This window comes from Hymenobacter pini, assembly GCF_020421205.1.
Classification (GTDB): domain Bacteria; phylum Bacteroidota; class Bacteroidia; order Cytophagales; family Hymenobacteraceae; genus Hymenobacter; species Hymenobacter pini.
In genome coordinates, this window is the sequence record NZ_JAIZZH010000004.1 from 241516 (window position 1) to 256771 (window position 15256).

The 15256-nt window shown below is 59.5% G+C and carries 14 protein-coding genes; 9 read left to right on the forward strand and 5 right to left on the reverse strand.

Going from position 1 to position 15256, the window contains the following annotated elements; translation table 11 throughout:
• Positions 1–92: 92 nt before the first annotated feature.
• The 3 genes from LF252_RS16895 (at position 93) to LF252_RS16905 (ending at position 2047) form a co-directional block, all read left to right on the forward strand.
• Positions 93–671 carry a LemA family protein gene (locus LF252_RS16895; protein WP_226270760.1) on the forward strand — a complete coding sequence of 193 codons (579 nt, stop codon included), beginning with the start codon at positions 93–95 and terminating at the stop codon, positions 669–671.
• Between the two features lie 84 nt (positions 672–755).
• On the forward strand, positions 756–1211 hold the full coding sequence (locus tag LF252_RS16900; RefSeq protein ID WP_226270761.1) for a TPM domain-containing protein: 456 nt from the start codon (positions 756–758) through the stop codon (positions 1209–1211).
• Positions 1208–2047, forward strand: coding sequence for a TPM domain-containing protein (locus LF252_RS16905; protein WP_226270762.1), 840 nt, complete (start codon positions 1208–1210; stop codon positions 2045–2047). The genes LF252_RS16900 and LF252_RS16905 overlap by 4 nt, the downstream gene beginning before the upstream one ends.
• Positions 2048–2088: 41 nt before the next feature.
• Here the strand turns inward: LF252_RS16905 and LF252_RS16910 are convergent, their stop codons facing one another.
• Together LF252_RS16910 and LF252_RS16915 are read right to left on the reverse strand one after the other, a co-directional pair.
• The gene (locus LF252_RS16910; protein ID WP_226270763.1) at positions 2089–2712 is read right to left on the reverse strand and encodes a 3'-5' exonuclease; all 624 of its coding nucleotides are present in this window, start codon (positions 2710–2712) and stop codon (positions 2089–2091) included.
• 49 nt (positions 2713–2761) lie between these two features.
• The gene (locus tag LF252_RS16915; protein WP_226270764.1) at positions 2762–3355 is read right to left on the reverse strand and encodes a DUF1684 domain-containing protein; all 594 of its coding nucleotides are present in this window, start codon (positions 3353–3355) and stop codon (positions 2762–2764) included.
• A 186-nt stretch (positions 3356–3541) separates the two neighbouring features.
• Here LF252_RS16915 and polA point away from each other — a divergent pair, with 186 nt between their 5' ends.
• The 5 genes from polA (at position 3542) to LF252_RS16940 (ending at position 9765) form a co-directional block, all read left to right on the forward strand.
• Positions 3542–6427 (forward strand): DNA polymerase I, encoded by a 2886-nt coding sequence (polA, locus tag LF252_RS16920; protein WP_226270765.1) that lies wholly within the window; start codon positions 3542–3544, stop codon positions 6425–6427.
• Between the two features lie 247 nt (positions 6428–6674).
• Positions 6675–7655: a serine hydrolase domain-containing protein gene (locus tag LF252_RS16925; protein WP_226270766.1), complete on the forward strand. Its 981-nt coding sequence runs from the start codon at positions 6675–6677 to the stop codon at positions 7653–7655.
• 101 nt (positions 7656–7756) lie between these two features.
• Positions 7757–8185 (forward strand): DoxX family protein, encoded by a 429-nt coding sequence (locus tag LF252_RS16930; protein ID WP_226270767.1) that lies wholly within the window; start codon positions 7757–7759, stop codon positions 8183–8185.
• Between the two features lie 15 nt (positions 8186–8200).
• Entirely contained in the window at positions 8201–8683 is a 483-nt protein-coding gene (locus tag LF252_RS16935) for a DinB family protein (protein WP_226270768.1), read from the forward strand.
• A 65-nt stretch (positions 8684–8748) separates the two neighbouring features.
• A complete protein-coding gene (locus LF252_RS16940) occupies positions 8749–9765 on the forward strand; it encodes a YpdA family putative bacillithiol disulfide reductase (protein ID WP_226270769.1) in 1017 nt (338 codons plus the stop codon).
• A gap of 80 nt (positions 9766–9845) precedes the next feature.
• Here LF252_RS16940 and LF252_RS16945 read toward each other — a convergent pair whose 3' ends face one another.
• The 3 genes from LF252_RS16945 to LF252_RS16955 form a co-directional block, all read right to left on the reverse strand.
• Positions 9846–11291, reverse strand: coding sequence for an SGNH/GDSL hydrolase family protein (locus LF252_RS16945; RefSeq protein ID WP_226270770.1), 1446 nt, complete (start codon positions 11289–11291; stop codon positions 9846–9848).
• Positions 11292–11312: 21 nt separating this feature from the next.
• Entirely contained in the window at positions 11313–12560 is a 1248-nt protein-coding gene (locus LF252_RS16950; protein WP_226270771.1) for an OmpP1/FadL family transporter, read from the reverse strand.
• 168 nt (positions 12561–12728) lie between these two features.
• Positions 12729–13550, reverse strand: a complete 822-nt coding sequence (locus tag LF252_RS16955; RefSeq protein ID WP_226270772.1) for a cyanophycinase — start codon at positions 13548–13550, stop codon at positions 12729–12731.
• A gap of 262 nt (positions 13551–13812) precedes the next feature.
• On the opposite strand from LF252_RS16955, the gene mgtE reads away from it, so the two are divergent.
• Entirely contained in the window at positions 13813–15192 is a 1380-nt protein-coding gene (mgtE, locus tag LF252_RS16960) for a magnesium transporter (protein ID WP_226270773.1), read from the forward strand.
• Positions 15193–15256 lie beyond the last annotated feature (64 nt).

Consider the following 15256-nt stretch of genomic DNA (forward strand, 5'->3'; position numbering starts at 1 on the left):
GCTACGCCGAAGTGCAACAGCCACGGAGGCCACTTGGTTGGCCCAACGTTTTCTCTGACTCTCTCTTCCACTTTTTCCATTCTCCCAATCCTATGAAACGCTTTTTGCTCTATTTCGCCGGCCTTGTGCTGTTGCTCACGCAGTCCTCGTGCGGGTACAACTCCATGGTAACCAAAGACCAAGCCGTGAAGGCTCAGGTGGGTAACGTGCAAAGCGCCTACCAGCGCCGCTCCGACCTGATTCCGAACCTCGTAAATACGGTGAAAGGTGCCGCCAACTTCGAGAAGTCGACGCTGACGGACGTTATCAACGCCCGGGCCAAGGCTACCAGCGTGCAGCTGAATGCCAACGACCTGACGCCCGAAAACCTGAAGCAGTTCCAGGAAGCCCAGTCGCAGGTTAGCGCGGGCCTGGGCCGTTTGCTGGCCGTGTCGGAAAACTATCCCGAGCTGAAGGCCAATGCCAACTTCCAGGAGTTGCAGGCCCAGATTGAGGGTACCGAAAACCGCATCAACGTGGAGCGCAACAAGCTGAACGTGGTAACCAACGACTACAACGGCTACATCAAGAGCTTCCCCAACAACCTGTTTGCCGGCATGTTCGGCTTCAAGGAGAAGCCCTACTTCGAGGCCGACGCTGCCTCGCAGAAAGCCCCGACGGTTCAATTCTAATTTTAGTGCCTAGTGCTTGGTGCCTGGTGCTTAGTTCGTTTCTAAGCACCAGGCACCAAGCACTAGGCACTAAGGCCCTACACTATGACCAACCCTCTCACCCCCGAGCAGGAAGCGGCGCTGGTGGCCGCCATCCGGCAGGCCGAGCTGCGCACTTCCGGCGAAATCCGGGTGCACCTGGAAGACACCTGCCCTACCCCCGAGCCCCTGGACCGAGCGGCGCAGGTGTTTGCCGAATTGGGCATGCACCGCACGGCCCAGCGCAACGGGGTGCTGTTTTACCTGGCCTGGCAGAGCCGGCAGTTTGCCGTTATCGGCGACGCGGGCATCAACTCCGTGGTGCCCGATGACTTCTGGGAAACGGCCAAGGAGAACGTGCTGCAGCATTTCCGGGCCGAGAAGTACGTAAATGGCCTAGAGCAGGGTATCCGGCTGGTGGGCGAGCAACTGCGCCGCTACTTCCCCTACGATGCCGCCACCGACCAGAACGAGCTGGACGATTCCATCTCCTTCGGCGACTCACCGAAATCCCGCTCATGAAGCACCTAGCTACTTTGCGGCTTCAGGCGCGCACCTTCTGGCTCTTGCTCTGCTTGCTATTGGTGCAGCTGACGGTGCAGGCCCAGCAAATTCCACCCCGGCCCACCCCACCCCGCCTCGTGAATGACTTAGCCGGGATGCTGCGCCCCGACGAGGTGGAGCAGCTGGAGCGCAAGCTAGTGGCCTACGACGACAGCACGTCGTCGCAGATTGCTATTGTAACGGTACCCAGCCTGGACGGCGTCGATATTGTGCAGTACGCCCAGCAGCTCGGCGAAACCTGGGGCATTGGCCGGAAAGGGCGCAACAATGGCATCCTGATTCTGGTGGCGCAGCAGGAGCACAAAGCCCGCATCCACACTGGTTACGGCCTCGAAGGGGCTATTCCGGATGCCCTAGGCAAGCGCATCATTTCCAACACCATTGTGCCGGCCTTCAAAGCAGAGCGGTATTATGAAGGGCTTGACCGGGCCACCGACCAACTGATTGCCCTGGCCAAAGGCGAATACAAAGCCGACGCCAGCACCCAAACCCGCGCCCCCCGCCAGTCCAACGACTCCAGCGGCTCGGGTATTTTTTTCTGGGTGATTATTGCCGTGCTTATCCTGTTCATCCTATTCCGCAACCGGGGCGGCGGTGGAGGCGGCGGCTACGGCCGACGCAACCGGGGCTTCGGCGGCGGCATGATCCCGCCCATCATCTTCGGTGACTTCTCGGGTGGCCGCGGCGTCTTCGGCGGCGGTGGCAACTGGGGCGGTGGTGGCGGTGGTGGTGGCGGCTTTGGTGGCTTTGGCGGCGGCAGCTTCGGCGGGGGCGGTGCCTCCGGTGACTGGTAGAATACCCTCACGTATTCTCACATAACGCAACAAGGCCCGGCTTATGCCGGGCCTTGTTGCGTTTCGCCTGCCTGAACTTGCTTGTAAACCGGCAGCTCATAAAAGGGCCGGAGCAGCTGTACCACATCCAGGGCATCGGCCAGGGCCTGGTGGGCCACCGTATCGTCTTCGAAGCCGGCGCGGGCCTTGCAGGTTTGCATGGTGGGGAGGCGCGTATCCTTGCGCCAATTCAGGTAGAATGCGGCCGGGTCGAGCATAGCAGGCTCGGCCCGCACTAGCGTGCCGTAGCCGGGTAGCTGCCGCAGAAAACCCAAGTCGAATACGGCAATGTTCTTGCCGGCCATGGTTACCGTTACGCAGTCTTTTTTATCGGTTTTGAACCCGTGAGTCAGCAGAAACTCGCGCAACTGGGGCAGCAACTCCTCGGGCGTACAAAGCTCAGGGTTGGGCTCTTTGCGCGCCAGTTCTTGCAGCAGGCCGGCGTTTAGGGCCAGGGCCCCGGCCGTGCCTACCAACTCCGGGTGGCGCACCACACGGCGGAAGGCCGGTAGTTCCGGCAGCGGCAACGGGTGCTTGGTATCTTCTACCACGGCCGCCAGTTCTAGAATCTGATGGCGCTGCGGGTTGCCGCCGGTGGTTTCAAGGTCGAGGGAGATGTAGCGCATGCTGTGGGCTTACGCGCCGGGGCGGCCGGGGTTGGCACTGTTCCTGGGTCTAGTGGTCACTCTTTACGCCGGCTTTTACTTCTACTGCCAGCCGGTTTTCGGGCGGTGGTACCGGACAGGCGTAACCGGTTGCATAGGCACAATACGGGTTGTAGGCGCGGTTGAAATCCAACACTAGCTGCTGACCCCGAATCTGGCCCCGGCGTAAGTCAATATACCGCCCGCCCCCGTAGCTGTTGTGTCCGTTGGTGCGGTCAGTGAATGGCAGAAACAGATAGTCGCGGTACTCCGGGTTTCTCAGCAAATCCAGGCTTTGGTACACGTTCAGCTTCTGCGGCTTACCATCCAAGGTAAAGTGCAGCTCGCCGTACTTGCGGTACAGTGGGCGCCGGCTGGTGCTGGTCTGCATCTGAAACGGCGCGCCCAATGAATCGGGCACGAAGCGGGCCACCACGCAGGCACTGTAGTTGGTGGGGTAAAACGGCAGGCCTGTGAAGGAGGCTCGGGCCGAACGGGGCAGTGGTGTGCGGGTAGAGTCCCGGTATTCGGCGTTGAGTTCCTGCTGAAACGCCTGCACCAGTCGGGCATGCTCCGCAGGAGCGGGCGGTACTACGGGGGCCTGTTGCGCGGAAACTGAACTCACGAAACCCGCAACCGCACTCAGAATAAGTAAAATGGATAACTGCACAGGCCCAATAAACAGCAAATTTGCCGGCTCCGTACATTTTTCATGATTGCTCGGCAGCAGCTGCTTAAGTTGCGTAACACCCTTGCCCGGCCACCGGTTACGCTGGCCGGGCCTCCTTGCCTTCCGTACCTTCGCCTTCCTATGACTCCCGATACTACCGCCACCCAGCCCCATAAGCTTTTCCTGCTCGACGCCTTCGCCCTGATTTACCGGGCCCACTTTGCCTTCAGCAAAAACCCGCGCGTGAACTCCAAGGGCCTCAACACCGGCGCTATTCTGGGCTTCACCAACACGCTGGTGGAGGTGCTGCAAAAGGAGAAGCCCACCCACATCGGGGTGGCTTTCGATGCCCAGAAAAAAACCTTTCGCCACGAGCAGTTTGCCGAGTACAAGGCCCAGCGCCAAGCCATGCCCGAGGACATTGGATTGGCCATTCCCTACATCAAAAAGATTATCACGGCCTTCAATATCCCTATTCTGGTGGTGGATGGCTACGAGGCCGACGACGTAATTGGCACCCTGGCCCGCCGGGCCGAAGCCCAGGGTTTTGGGGAGGTGTTTATGATGACGCCCGACAAAGACTACTGCCAGCTGGTAACCGACTGCATCAAGATTTACCGGCCCGCCTTTATGGGCAATGCAGCCGAGGTGCTGGACGTGGCCCACGTGCTACAGCGCTTCGAAATTGAGCGGCCCGAGCAGGTAATTGACATTCTGGGCCTGCAGGGCGACGCCTCCGACAACATTCCGGGCATTCCGGGCATCGGCGAAAAAACGGCCAAAACGCTGATTCAGAAGTACGGCTCCGTTGAAAACCTGATTGCCAACGTGGACGAGCTCAAGGGCAAGCAGCAGGAAAACGTACGCAACTTCGCCGAGCAGGGCCTGATGAGCAAGGAGCTGGCCACCATTCACCTGGATGTGCCCATTGAGTTCCACGAGGAAGGCCTGCGCATGGAAGCCCCCAATGTGGAAGCCCTGCAGCAGCTGTTCGAGGAGCTGGAGTTCCGGCAGTTGGCTACCCGCCTGCTGGGCGGAGGTAGTGCCGCCGGTACCAGCGCCGCCCCTGCGCCGCGTGGCGCCCGTCGCCCAAAAGTGGCTGAGGGCCAGGGCAGCCTGTTTGGGTCCTCCGCCGATGCAGCCGTGGGCATTGCCGCTGAGGAAGGCGAAACCGGCAGCTTCGGGGCGCCGGCCGGCCCGCGCCGCACGCTGCAGGATGTGGCTGTACGCTACCACCTCATCGACACGCCCGAGCTGCGCAAAAGCCTGCTGGAGTTTCTGCTGCAGCAAACCGAAGTCAGCTTCGATACCGAAACCACCGGCCTCGATACCATGACGGCCCGGCTGGTAGGCCTGAGTTTCTGCTGGCTGCCCGGCGAGGCCTACTACGTGCCTGTACCCCACGACGACCACGCCGCCGCGCAGGTCTTGGTGAACGAGTTTTGCCCCTTCTTTGAGGCCCAGCAGATTACCAAAATCGGTCAGAACATCAAGTACGACCTCACCATTCTCAAGCACTACAACGTGCAGGTCAGCGGCCCCCTGTTCGATACTATGCTGGCCCACTACCTGCTGGAGCCCGACATGCGCCACAACATGGACGTGCTGGCCGAAACCTACCTGCACTACACCCCCATCAGCATCATCGAGCTTATCGGTCCCAAGGGCAAGAACCAGAAAACCATGGCCCAAATACCGCCGGCTGAGGTGAAGGATTACGCCTGCGAGGACGCCGACGTGACGCTGCAACTCAAGCACGTATTTGAGCCTATGCTGAAAGAGGTGGGCCTGCTGGACCTGCTGAACGAGGTAGAAAACCCGCTGGTACCGGTGCTGGCCGACATTGAGTACGAGGGCGTGAAAATCGATTCTTCGGCCATGGGCGAGTATTCCGCCGAGCTGCAGGGCTACATTCAGGACATTGAAAAGCAGATTTTCTCGGAAGCCGGCCAGGAATTCAACATTGGCTCGCCTAAGCAATTAGGCGAGGTGCTGTTTGACAAGATGGATCTGGGCCGGGGCAAAATCAAGAAAACTAAAACCGGCCAGTACGCCACCGGCGAGGAAGTACTCAGCCAGCTGGCCGCTGATGCGCCTATTGCCGGACTCATTCTGGAGCACCGCCAGCTCACCAAACTGCGCAGCACCTACGTGGAGGCGTTGCCCCAGCTGGTATGCGAGCTGGACGGCCGCGTGCATACCAGCTTCAACCAGGCCGTAACGGCTACCGGCCGCCTCAGCAGCACCAACCCCAACCTCCAGAACATTCCTATCCGCACCGAGAAGGGCCGGGAAATCCGCAAAGCCTTTGTGCCCCGCGACCAGGACCACGTGCTGCTGGCCGCCGACTACTCCCAGGTGGAGCTGCGCATTATGGCCGACTTCTCGGGTGATAAAACCATGATTGAGGCTTTCCGCCAGGGCCTCGACATTCACACCAGCACCGCCAGCAAGGTATTCCACGTGCCCCTGGACCAAGTGGACAGCGAGATGCGCCGCAAGGCCAAAACTGTCAATTTTGGCATCATCTACGGCATTTCGGCCTTCGGCTTGGCCCAGCGCATCGGCATTTCGCGCAAAGAGGCCACCGAAATTATTGACACCTATTTTGAGGAGTTTGCCTCGGTGAAGCAGTTCATGGATGAGAGCATCAACCGGGCGCGGGAGCTGGAGTACGCCACCACCCTGCTGGGCCGCCGCCGCTACCTGCGCGACATCAACTCCCGCAACGCTACCCTGCGTGGCTACACCGAGCGCAACGCCATTAACGCCCCTATTCAGGGCACCGCGGCCGATATCATCAAGAAGGCCATGATCAACATTCACGAGTGGCTGCGCGCGGAGCGCCTGAAAACCCGCATGATCCTGCAGGTGCACGACGAACTGGTGTTCGACGCCGTAAAAGAGGAAGTAGACTACATCACGCCCAAAATAAAGGAGCTGATGGCCACGGCCCTGCTGCTGCCCCACGGCGTGCCGCTGGAAGTAGAAGTAGGCACCGGCCAGAACTGGCTGCAAGCTCACTAGAACTGCATGTATCAAGGTGAGCACACTAAAAACGGTCTGAGGCTTTCAACCCCTCGGACCGTTTTTTATTTGAGTAGCAGCCGTTAGCCACACCTCTGCAAAGGAGCCATTACTTTTGAGCGTATCCGTTGCCCACGCTCCTAGCTGCTCATCCGTGAAGTATTCGCTTCTTTTTCTACTCTGCCTGCTGGCCGCTATAAGTAGCCCGGCGAAACCCACTCCGACGCGTGACCAATTGCTGGCGCTCATGCAAAAAGTCAACGTGCCGGGCATGCAGCTGGTGTACACGAAAGGGCGTAGTGTTACGTCGTATGCCCTGGGTGTGCGGCAGGCTGGGTCGGAGCCGACCGTAACGGAAGCCACGATTTTCGAGGCGGCTTCACTGGGCAAAGCCGTGCAGGCCTACCTCACGCTTCGCCTCGTGGATCAGGGCGTACTCACCCTCGATAAGCCCTTGCTCAGCTACGCGCCTTATTCTCGCCTGCAGGGCGCCGCGGGGGCCGACCTCATTACGACCCGCATGGTGCTGGCCCACACCAGCGGCCTGCCCAACTGGGCCGCCAACCCGCTCAGTCCCGAATGGACTACTAGCCCGCTCCGTCTGAAGTACGCCCCTGACAGCTGCTGGAATTACTCCGGTGAAGGTTACGTACTGCTGCAGAAAACGCTGGAGCAGCTCACGGGGCAGTCGTTTGAGGCGCTGGCCCAGCGGGAAGTATTTCAGCCGTTGCGCATGACGCACAGTAGCTTTACGTGGCACCCGCAGTGGGCTGCTAATGTAGCGTCAGGTCATGATGGTAGCGGTAAGCCTTTTCCCATTAACCAATTTTCAGTTGGCTACGGGGCGTTCAGCCTACTGAGTACCGCCCAGGATTACAGCCGTTTTCTGCAAGCCCTCATGACGGGCCGGGGGCTACGGCCGACCACCGCTCAATTGCTTCGCACCGCGGCCAGCCCAGCCCTGCGCTGCGGCCATGCCGCTACTACGGCGGATGGGTTTGTTGATTGGGCCTGCGGAGTGGGCTTAGCTACCACCTCCCGCGGGCTGGCGCAGTGGCAGTGGGGTGATAATGGCAATTTCAAAGGCCTGTACTTCACCTTGCCCGATAGCCGGGAAAGCTTGGTGTTTCTCACCAATAGCTCCAACGGTCCGAAAATGGCCCCCGAGCTGCTCCAACAGTTCTTCGGGCCCGGCGAATACCGGGCTTTGCAGTGGCTGGAAGAATAGATTGACAGAACAGACGATAGGTTGAGGACTTGCGCGGGTACCTTTGAGTGGCTCATACCCGTATAGCTGTTGCGCCAGCGTATTCCTGGCGTCCTTCCGCTATGCAACAACCTCCCCACACCACCACGCTCCAAAACGTAGCCCGCTGCCTGCTGGGCACTTTCATGGTAGTAGCCGGCACTGGCCACCTGACGTTCGCCCGGCAAGAATTTCAGGCTCAGGTACCCGATTTTGTACCGCTGGATAAAGACACGACCGTGCTAGCCTCGGGCGTAGTAGAAATTGGCTTAGGACTGGCGTTGTTGGCGTTAAAAGGTCAGAACCGGGTGCGAATGGGCATTGGGCTGGCGGCTTTTTATGCTGCGGTATTTCCCGGCAATATCCACCAGTACACCCACCATATTTCCGCCTTCGGCCTCGACACCGACGCCAAACGATTTGCGCGCTTATTTTTCCAACCTGTCCTGATAGGCTGGGCCCTGTGGAGCACGGGGGCGCTGCAAACCTTCGCCCAGCCGAAAAAACGCTAAGCCTTTTCCGTAAGTATGGATGCGTCAACAAAAGCGGGCATCGTACAGGAGCTCACCAGCTTGCTCACCCAGGGTAATGCCCACGTGACGTTTGCGGAAGCCTGCGCCGGCCTGACCCCTGCCCAGTGGAATCAGCGCGTTTCGAGCGTGCCCTACACCATCTGGCAGATTGTGGAGCACGTGCGCATTGCGCAGTGGGATATTGTGGAGTTTTCGCTTGGTGCCACGCATACGTCGCCGGACTGGCCCACGGGGTACTGGCCGGCGCCAGATTCCGGTGCAGATGAGGCTACCTGGCAACTGACATTGGACCAGATTACTGCCGACCACCACCGTTTCATTGTGTTGTTACAGCGGCCTGATACCAATCTGTTGGCGCGCATTCCGCACGGCACTGGCCAAACTATCCTGCGCGAAGCCATGCTCATTGCCGACCACACGGCTTACCACACCGGCGAAATTATTTTGCTGCGGCGTTTGCTCCATGCGTGGAAATAGCCCCTTACTAAGCATTCTGCCAACCCACGTTAAACTACTCCCCCCTCTGCCGGTAGTACAGGCCTATGACAACCGATTCTGCATTTGACGTGGTAGTAGTGGGGGCCGGGCCGGTGGGGCTGGCCTGCGGGCTGGAAGTGCGCCGTCGGGGCCTCTCGGTAGTAGTGGTGGACAAGGGTGCGCTGGTAAACTCCCTGCTGGGCTACCCTACCAACATGGAGTTCTTTTCTACGCCTGAGCTGCTGGAAATTGGCGGCTACCCCATGACCACCCTGCACTACAAGCCCCTGCGCGAAGACGCCCTCGATTATTACCGCCGGGTAGCCTTTGCCGAGCAACTGCCCCTGCGACTCTACGAGCGGGTTACCAGCCTTGAGGGCGAACAGGAAAACTACACCGTAGTCACTGACAAGGGCCGTATCCGTTGCCGCTACGTAGTTGTAGCCACTGGCTTTTACGACGTGCCCAATTATCTGCAGGTGCCTGGCGAAGAGCTTCCCCATGTAACGCACTACTATAAAGAGCCCTACGCCCACGCCGACCAGGATGTGGTTATCATTGGGGCCAAAAACTCCGCCGCCAAAGCCGCCCTACAGCTGTTGCGGGCCGGAGTCCGCGTAACCATGGTAATTCGGGGTTCCGAAATCAGCCAGTCGGTGAAGTACTGGATTCGGCCTGACTTAGTAAACCGCATCAAGGAAGGTCGTATTCGAGCCTTTTTCAGTACCGCTGTTGAGCGAATTACGCCTACTTCGGTGGAGGTGCGCACACCTCAAGGCCTGCAAATGCTACCGGCACAACACGTCTACGCCCTCACTGGCTACCATCCCGATTTTTCGTTTCTAGCGGCGCTGGGCATTACCTGCGAAGCCGACGCCGCTCAAACCCCCACCCACCACGCCGAAACCCTGGAAACCAACCGCCCCGGCCTGTACTTGGCCGGCACCGTGTGCGGCGGCCTCAACACCAGCCGCTGGTTTATCGAAAATGGCCGCTACCACGCCCAACTCATTGCCGCCCGCCTGGCCGGCGAAAGTCGCCCCGAGCTACCCGCCGTGGTGCAGCCCGTACAGTTCTCCTGATATCCTAATTGCCATTCGGGCAAATAAAAAGCCTCCCCTGCTGAGCAAGGGAGGCTTTTTGTATACTACGTAACTACTACTTACTGCGGGAAACGGACGCCGCGGTAGTTGTTGGGGTTCACCGTTGGTATGGTAGCGCCGTACTTAGCATTGATAGCACGAATCATCTCGTTAGCCACTACAGCATAGCCGCGGGGCGTGGGGTGCACACCATCCAGCGAGAACAAGTTGCCCGAGATAAACGAAGCCGTGTTGTTCACACCATTGGTTACGAAACCTTGGTTAGCCACTTGGCTAAAGAAGGTGTTGGCATCGAAAACAGCCAGTCCTTTCTCGTTGGCTTTAGCCACAATAGCGCTGTTGAAGGCCGTGGTAGCCGTTTTCACGTTGGCCTGCTCCGCATCATCTAGTACCAGTGTGCTGGGAATAGGGTTACCGGCCGAAACGCCGAATGCCTGAGTGGTATCAACACCCTGAATAGCCAGGAAAACACCCAGGGTAACTACAGCCGGCAACGACGGCTTAGCTTGGTTATATACGTCGCGCCAGGCTTTGCCATTGTTAGGACGGCCTACCAACGGCAAGTACGGTGAAGCCGTGAGCGTGAACAGTTGGTTGCCGCTGGCTCCGGTAGCATCCCGGATAGCCGTGGTAGCAATTGTTTTGCGGGTAGCTGGGGTACCAAGCGTAGTGGAGAAGGGGCCCGTAGTTATTACAACACCTGCTACGTTGGCCGCCGTGAGCGTAGCCCGGAAGGCCGGCCCAACGGTGGTGAAGAAGGGAATGTTGGTTACGTCAGGAATGGTAGCCACAATACCCTTGGCCCCATTAGCCGTCAGCACGTTAACAATGCGGTTGTTTTTGAGCGTAAACGTGTCGGTGCGGGTGATAGTAGAGCCTGCGCCACCGCTGGTAGCATAGCCCAGCACGTCGTTGTTGCCCAACCAGTTGGAGAAGAACGTAGCCGTAGCGGCCTCCGCCTTCACGCGCTGGAAGTAGGTTTGCGTAGGCGTAGTAGTAGGCGTAATTCGCTCGAAGTAAGGGTTACCCTGCGTGCTGCCGTAGCCCGGCGTCTGGATGTCCGATAGGCGAATACCGGGCACGCCCAGGTTGTCCACGCGGCCGTCGTAGCGGGTGTAAAGCGTGGGGTTGAGGCCGCGGATAGCCAAGCTGGTGGTTACGTTGGCCGTAGTGGGCGAACCGGTGGCAGTAAAGCCCGTCAGGCGCAGGTAGCCCGAGCCATTCTCTTGGGCTTCCGTGAATAGGGGCTGGTTGAACTCGCCGCCGCCTACTACCATGAACTGCTGAGCCAGAATGCTGGGGTAAGAGTTCAGTTGGCCTTCGCGGTAGAGGCCACCGTCGGAGAAGCCAGCCGTGAGGGAGTTGCCCACGGCAATGTAGCGGGAGAAATCGGCCGAGCCTTTGCTGGCGTCATAGTCGCCTTCCAGGTCGGGCTGGCAGGCCGTGAGGCCCAGGCCGAGCAGAGCGGCGGCCGGGGCAAGCTTACGAAACAGGGACGTATGCATGAGTCAGAAAGCGAAACGCGGTTAGAAAGCGTAATTCAGGCCGATGCCGGGAATTACAATGTTGGTTTTATAAGTACCGGCAATGCGGTCGGTAGTACCGCTGCTGATCAGCTGTGCCTGCGTTTCCGTACGCTTCTGAATGCGCACAAACTGGCTGGAAAGGTCCACGCTGAATTTGCCGAAAGCGTAGGTAGCCCCCAGCGTTCCGCTAATCCGGTCGTTGTCGGGCGTTTCCGGCGTTACGTAGCCGTCTTTCACGGGCGTCTGATCATAGGAGCCACCGGCGCGTACTGTCAGGCCTTCGGTGAGCTTGTACTGACCGCCTAAACGGAACGTGAGGGCATCCTGGTAGAAGCGTTTGGACTCGCTGGTGGTAGAACCATTGATTTGCTGGTCAAAGTCGAAGCGCAGCACGCGGTACTTGCTCCACTGAGCCAAGTTCACGTCGAAACCAATGGTCAGCTTTTCGTTCGGCATGATGCCCAAACCCACGCTGGTAGTAGCAATGAGGGGCAGCGTGGCGCCAAACTTGGTAGCCTGGAAGCGCGAAGTGAAGCTCGACGGAATACCGCTGAACGTTACGTCGCCGTTTTCCACCACCGCGTCGATTTTGGAGCGGTAGTTAATGCCCAACGAGAGTTTTTCGGAGGGCTTGAAGAAGATACCGGCGTTAAAGCCGATTTTGCGTTTGGCTTTGCCGTCCAGCTCGATGTGGCCGTACGAATCGGGCAGCGCGATATCCCGTTGCAGGTTTACGGCACCGTAGGCCAATACCACCAGGCCCGCCCCAACGCTCAGCTGGTCGGTAATGGCGTAGCTCACGGTGGGCTGCACGAAGATGGACTTCAGGTCGATGTCGGTGAGGGCGGTGCGGCCTTCCCAACCTTCGGCGTACTGCAGCTTGCTACCGAAGGGCGTATACACGGCAATACCCGCCCGGAACTTGCCCTCCGCCGGCCCAAAGCCTGCGTAGAAGTTCAGGGGCGTGGTAATGGTGTTGCGCAGTTCGCGCTGCTGGTTGCTGCCCTCGGCCCGGAACGCGTTGCGGGCCATGGTGGCGTTTATGCCTACCTGCACGCCACGGTCCTTCACCATGGCCAGGGCGCCGGGGTTGTAGAACATGGCCGCTTGGTCCAGCGACAATCCTACGCCTACGCCACCCATGCCATTATTCTTCTGCCCGGCCAGCGTTACCTGGTAGCCGCCCGCCGAAGCAGCTGTGCCTGAGAGCAGCGCCCCTCCCACGAGGAGTAGAGATTTTACATTCATACAAAAAAGGGGTGAGTGAGAATTTGTGGGTTATTGCCCTAAATGTAGGGAAAATGCTGTGTTTTTATTCGGCACGCCGAGCAAATTTATCCGGCGCTGCTGCTGAGGTTGGTGAGTACTTCCTCCGCGTGAAAATCCGGCGAATATGCACGTTTCCGGCCTATTGTGCTAGCCCTCGGTTTCGGTAGGCACTTGCCGGGAATGCAAATCCAGCAACTGCCCCGCCACTAGCAGATGCACCTGAAAGTTTTGCCCGCTTACCGGCTCGCCCCGCCCAATCTGGCCCAGGTTGCTGGCCGTGAGGTGGCGGCCGTCCACTACCATCACTACGCCGTCGCCGAATACTTCGGCGTAGCGGCCCTGCCGGATGATTACGCCGGTTTCTTCGGCCAGCCCGATGCCCAGGCACATGGGGTGCGCCAACAGGGCGTGGGCCAGCCGGCCAAACCGGCCCCGCTCCACAAAATGCTGGTCAATAATGAGGCGGGGCAGCAGCCCCAGTCCAGTGCTGGTGAGCATGCCGCCCTTGCGCAAAGCGCGCCAGCCGTAGCCCTGCACAATCATCAACTCGGGCATTACGGCTGCCCCGGCCGAGGTACCGGCAATAATAAAGTCGGGCTCCTGCTGATACCGCTCTAGCAGCACCCGCAGAAACTCGGTACCGTGCAAAAAATCGGTGATACGCTCCTGGTCGCCGCCGCTGAAAAACACTAGGCCGGCTTTGCGCAGGCGGCGCAGGGAGTCGGGCGCATCGGCGGAGTGGTGCTCACTGATGCGCAAGTGCCGGGCCCCGGCGCAGCCCAGCTCACGCAGGGCCCGCTCGTAGGCCCGGGCCGAGCGGGTATCGTCGCGGGAGGCCACGGTGATGATTTCCACGGGCAGGCCGGGCTGCGGCAGCATGTCGCAGAGCAGGGCTAGCAGGGCATCATCGTCGCCGCCGCCAAGGGCAACCAGCGTGCCGAGCGGCTGAACAGTAGATAAATGGGGCATAGGGGAGCGGAAAGGAAGGAGGCCAAATGTACGGGGCCACCGCAATTCGGTGACGAAACGGGACTTTTTCCCGCTGGCGGGGCCGGCTTTTCGGCCGGGTTGCCAGCCGTACGGTTCGGTTTCCCGTACATGCCCCTGTGCCCGGCAGAAAGTTGTGGAGTACGCACGGTTTCCGCCGTTGAAAACCCTACTTTTGCGCGCCGGTTTTTGCCGCCTCACCAATTCCCGTTTGCCTAGCGAAAAAACACCCCTCTTGCAGTTCATGAATCAGCACCCGACTACCGACCACATCACGTCCCTGATTCAGGAGGGCGAGTTTTTTAAACTCAAGGAGGCGCTCAAGTCGTTTGAGCCGAACGAAGTAGTAGAACTGCTGGAGCAGGAAGAGGAACGGGAGCAGCTCATCATCTTCCGGCTGCTGCCCCTGAAGCTGGCTACGGAGGTATTCGAGTACCTCGACCTCGATATTCAGAAGCACTTTCTGGCCAACCTCTCCCAGGATAAAATTACCGACATCCTCAACGAGATGTCGCCCGACGACCGAACGGCGCTGCTGGAGTTCCTGCCCGATGAGCTGGTGCGGGAGCTTATTCAGACCCTCTCGGAGCCGGAACGCAAGGTTACGCTGGAGCTGCTGGGCTATCCCGAGTACTCGGTGGGCCGTCTGATGACACCCGACTACATTGCCATCCGGGAAAACTGGACGGTGCAGCAGGTGCTGGACTACATCCGGCGGCACGGCGGGCAGTCGGAAACGCTGAGCATGCTGTACGTGACTGACGAGCGGGGCGTACTCATCGACGACATTCGCATCCGGGAGTTCCTGCTGGCCGACCCGCAAAAGCGCGTACACGAGCTGATGGACCGCCGCTTTGTGCAGCTCAACACTATGCAGGACCAGGAGGAAGCCATTGAGGTATTCCGCCGCAACGACCGGGTGGCCCTGCCCGTGGTGAACGACGAAGGCGTGCTGTTCGGCATCGTTACCATCGACGACATTCTGGACATCCGGGAGGAAGAAGATACCGAGGATATTCAGAAGCTGGGGGGCTCCGAGGCCCTCGACGAGCCGTACCTGACGATTCCGCTGCAGCGCATGGTGCAGAAGCGGGCCGGCTGGCTGGTGGTGCTGTTTCTGGGCGAGCTGCTGACGGCGTCGGCCATGCAGTTTTTCGAAGGTGAGCTGCAGCGGGCCATTATTTTGGTGCAGTTTATTCCGCTCATTATCAGCTCGGGCGGCAACAGCGGCTCCCAGGCTACGTCGCTCATCATCCGGGCTATGAGTCTGGGCGAGTTTACGCTGAGTGACTGGTGGCTGGTGATGCGCCGCGAAATCCTGTCGGGCCTGATGCTGGGGCTGATTCTGGGGGCCGTCGGATTTGCCCGTATTGCGGTGTGGCAGGCCGTAACGCCCATTTACGGGCCGCACTGGGTGCTTATCGGCCTTACGGTGGCGTTTGCGCTGCTGGGTATTGTGCTGTGGGGGTCCCTGGCGGGCTCCATGCTGCCGCTGCTCCTCAAGCGTCTCGGCCTCGACCCCGCCACGTCTTCCGCCCCGTTTGTGGCCACGCTGGTTGACGTTACCGGGTTGATTATTTATTTTTCAGTAGCGCTAGTATTCCTGAGCGGCACGTTGCTGTAGCAGGTTGGAATACCCAATACAATTTCTGAATACGTCTGGAACGTCATTCCTCGGCTCCGCTCGG

Bases quoted from the DNA above. Each gene is read 5' to 3' on its own strand.
- LF252_RS16895 (WP_226270760.1), top strand. From the start codon at position 93: ATGAAACGCTTTTTGCTCTATTTCGCCGGCCTTGTGCTGTTGCTCACG.
- LF252_RS16900 (WP_226270761.1), top strand. From the start codon at position 756: ATGACCAACCCTCTCACCCCCGAGCAGGAAGCGGCGCTGGTGGCCGCC.
- LF252_RS16905 (WP_226270762.1), top strand. From the start codon at position 1,208: ATGAAGCACCTAGCTACTTTGCGGCTTCAGGCGCGCACCTTCTGGCTC.
- LF252_RS16910 (WP_226270763.1), bottom strand. From the start codon at position 2,712: ATGCGCTACATCTCCCTCGACCTTGAAACCACCGGCGGCAACCCGCAG.
- polA (WP_226270765.1), top strand. From the start codon at position 3,542: ATGACTCCCGATACTACCGCCACCCAGCCCCATAAGCTTTTCCTGCTC.
- LF252_RS16925 (WP_226270766.1), top strand. From the start codon at position 6,675: ATGCAAAAAGTCAACGTGCCGGGCATGCAGCTGGTGTACACGAAAGGG.
- LF252_RS16930 (WP_226270767.1), top strand. From the start codon at position 7,757: ATGCAACAACCTCCCCACACCACCACGCTCCAAAACGTAGCCCGCTGC.
- LF252_RS16935 (WP_226270768.1), top strand. From the start codon at position 8,201: ATGGATGCGTCAACAAAAGCGGGCATCGTACAGGAGCTCACCAGCTTG.
- LF252_RS16940 (WP_226270769.1), top strand. From the start codon at position 8,749: ATGACAACCGATTCTGCATTTGACGTGGTAGTAGTGGGGGCCGGGCCG.
- LF252_RS16945 (WP_226270770.1), bottom strand. From the start codon at position 11,291: ATGCATACGTCCCTGTTTCGTAAGCTTGCCCCGGCCGCCGCTCTGCTC.
- LF252_RS16950 (WP_226270771.1), bottom strand. From the start codon at position 12,560: ATGAATGTAAAATCTCTACTCCTCGTGGGAGGGGCGCTGCTCTCAGGC.
- LF252_RS16955 (WP_226270772.1), bottom strand. From the start codon at position 13,550: ATGCCCCATTTATCTACTGTTCAGCCGCTCGGCACGCTGGTTGCCCTT.
- mgtE (WP_226270773.1), top strand. From the start codon at position 13,813: ATGAATCAGCACCCGACTACCGACCACATCACGTCCCTGATTCAGGAG.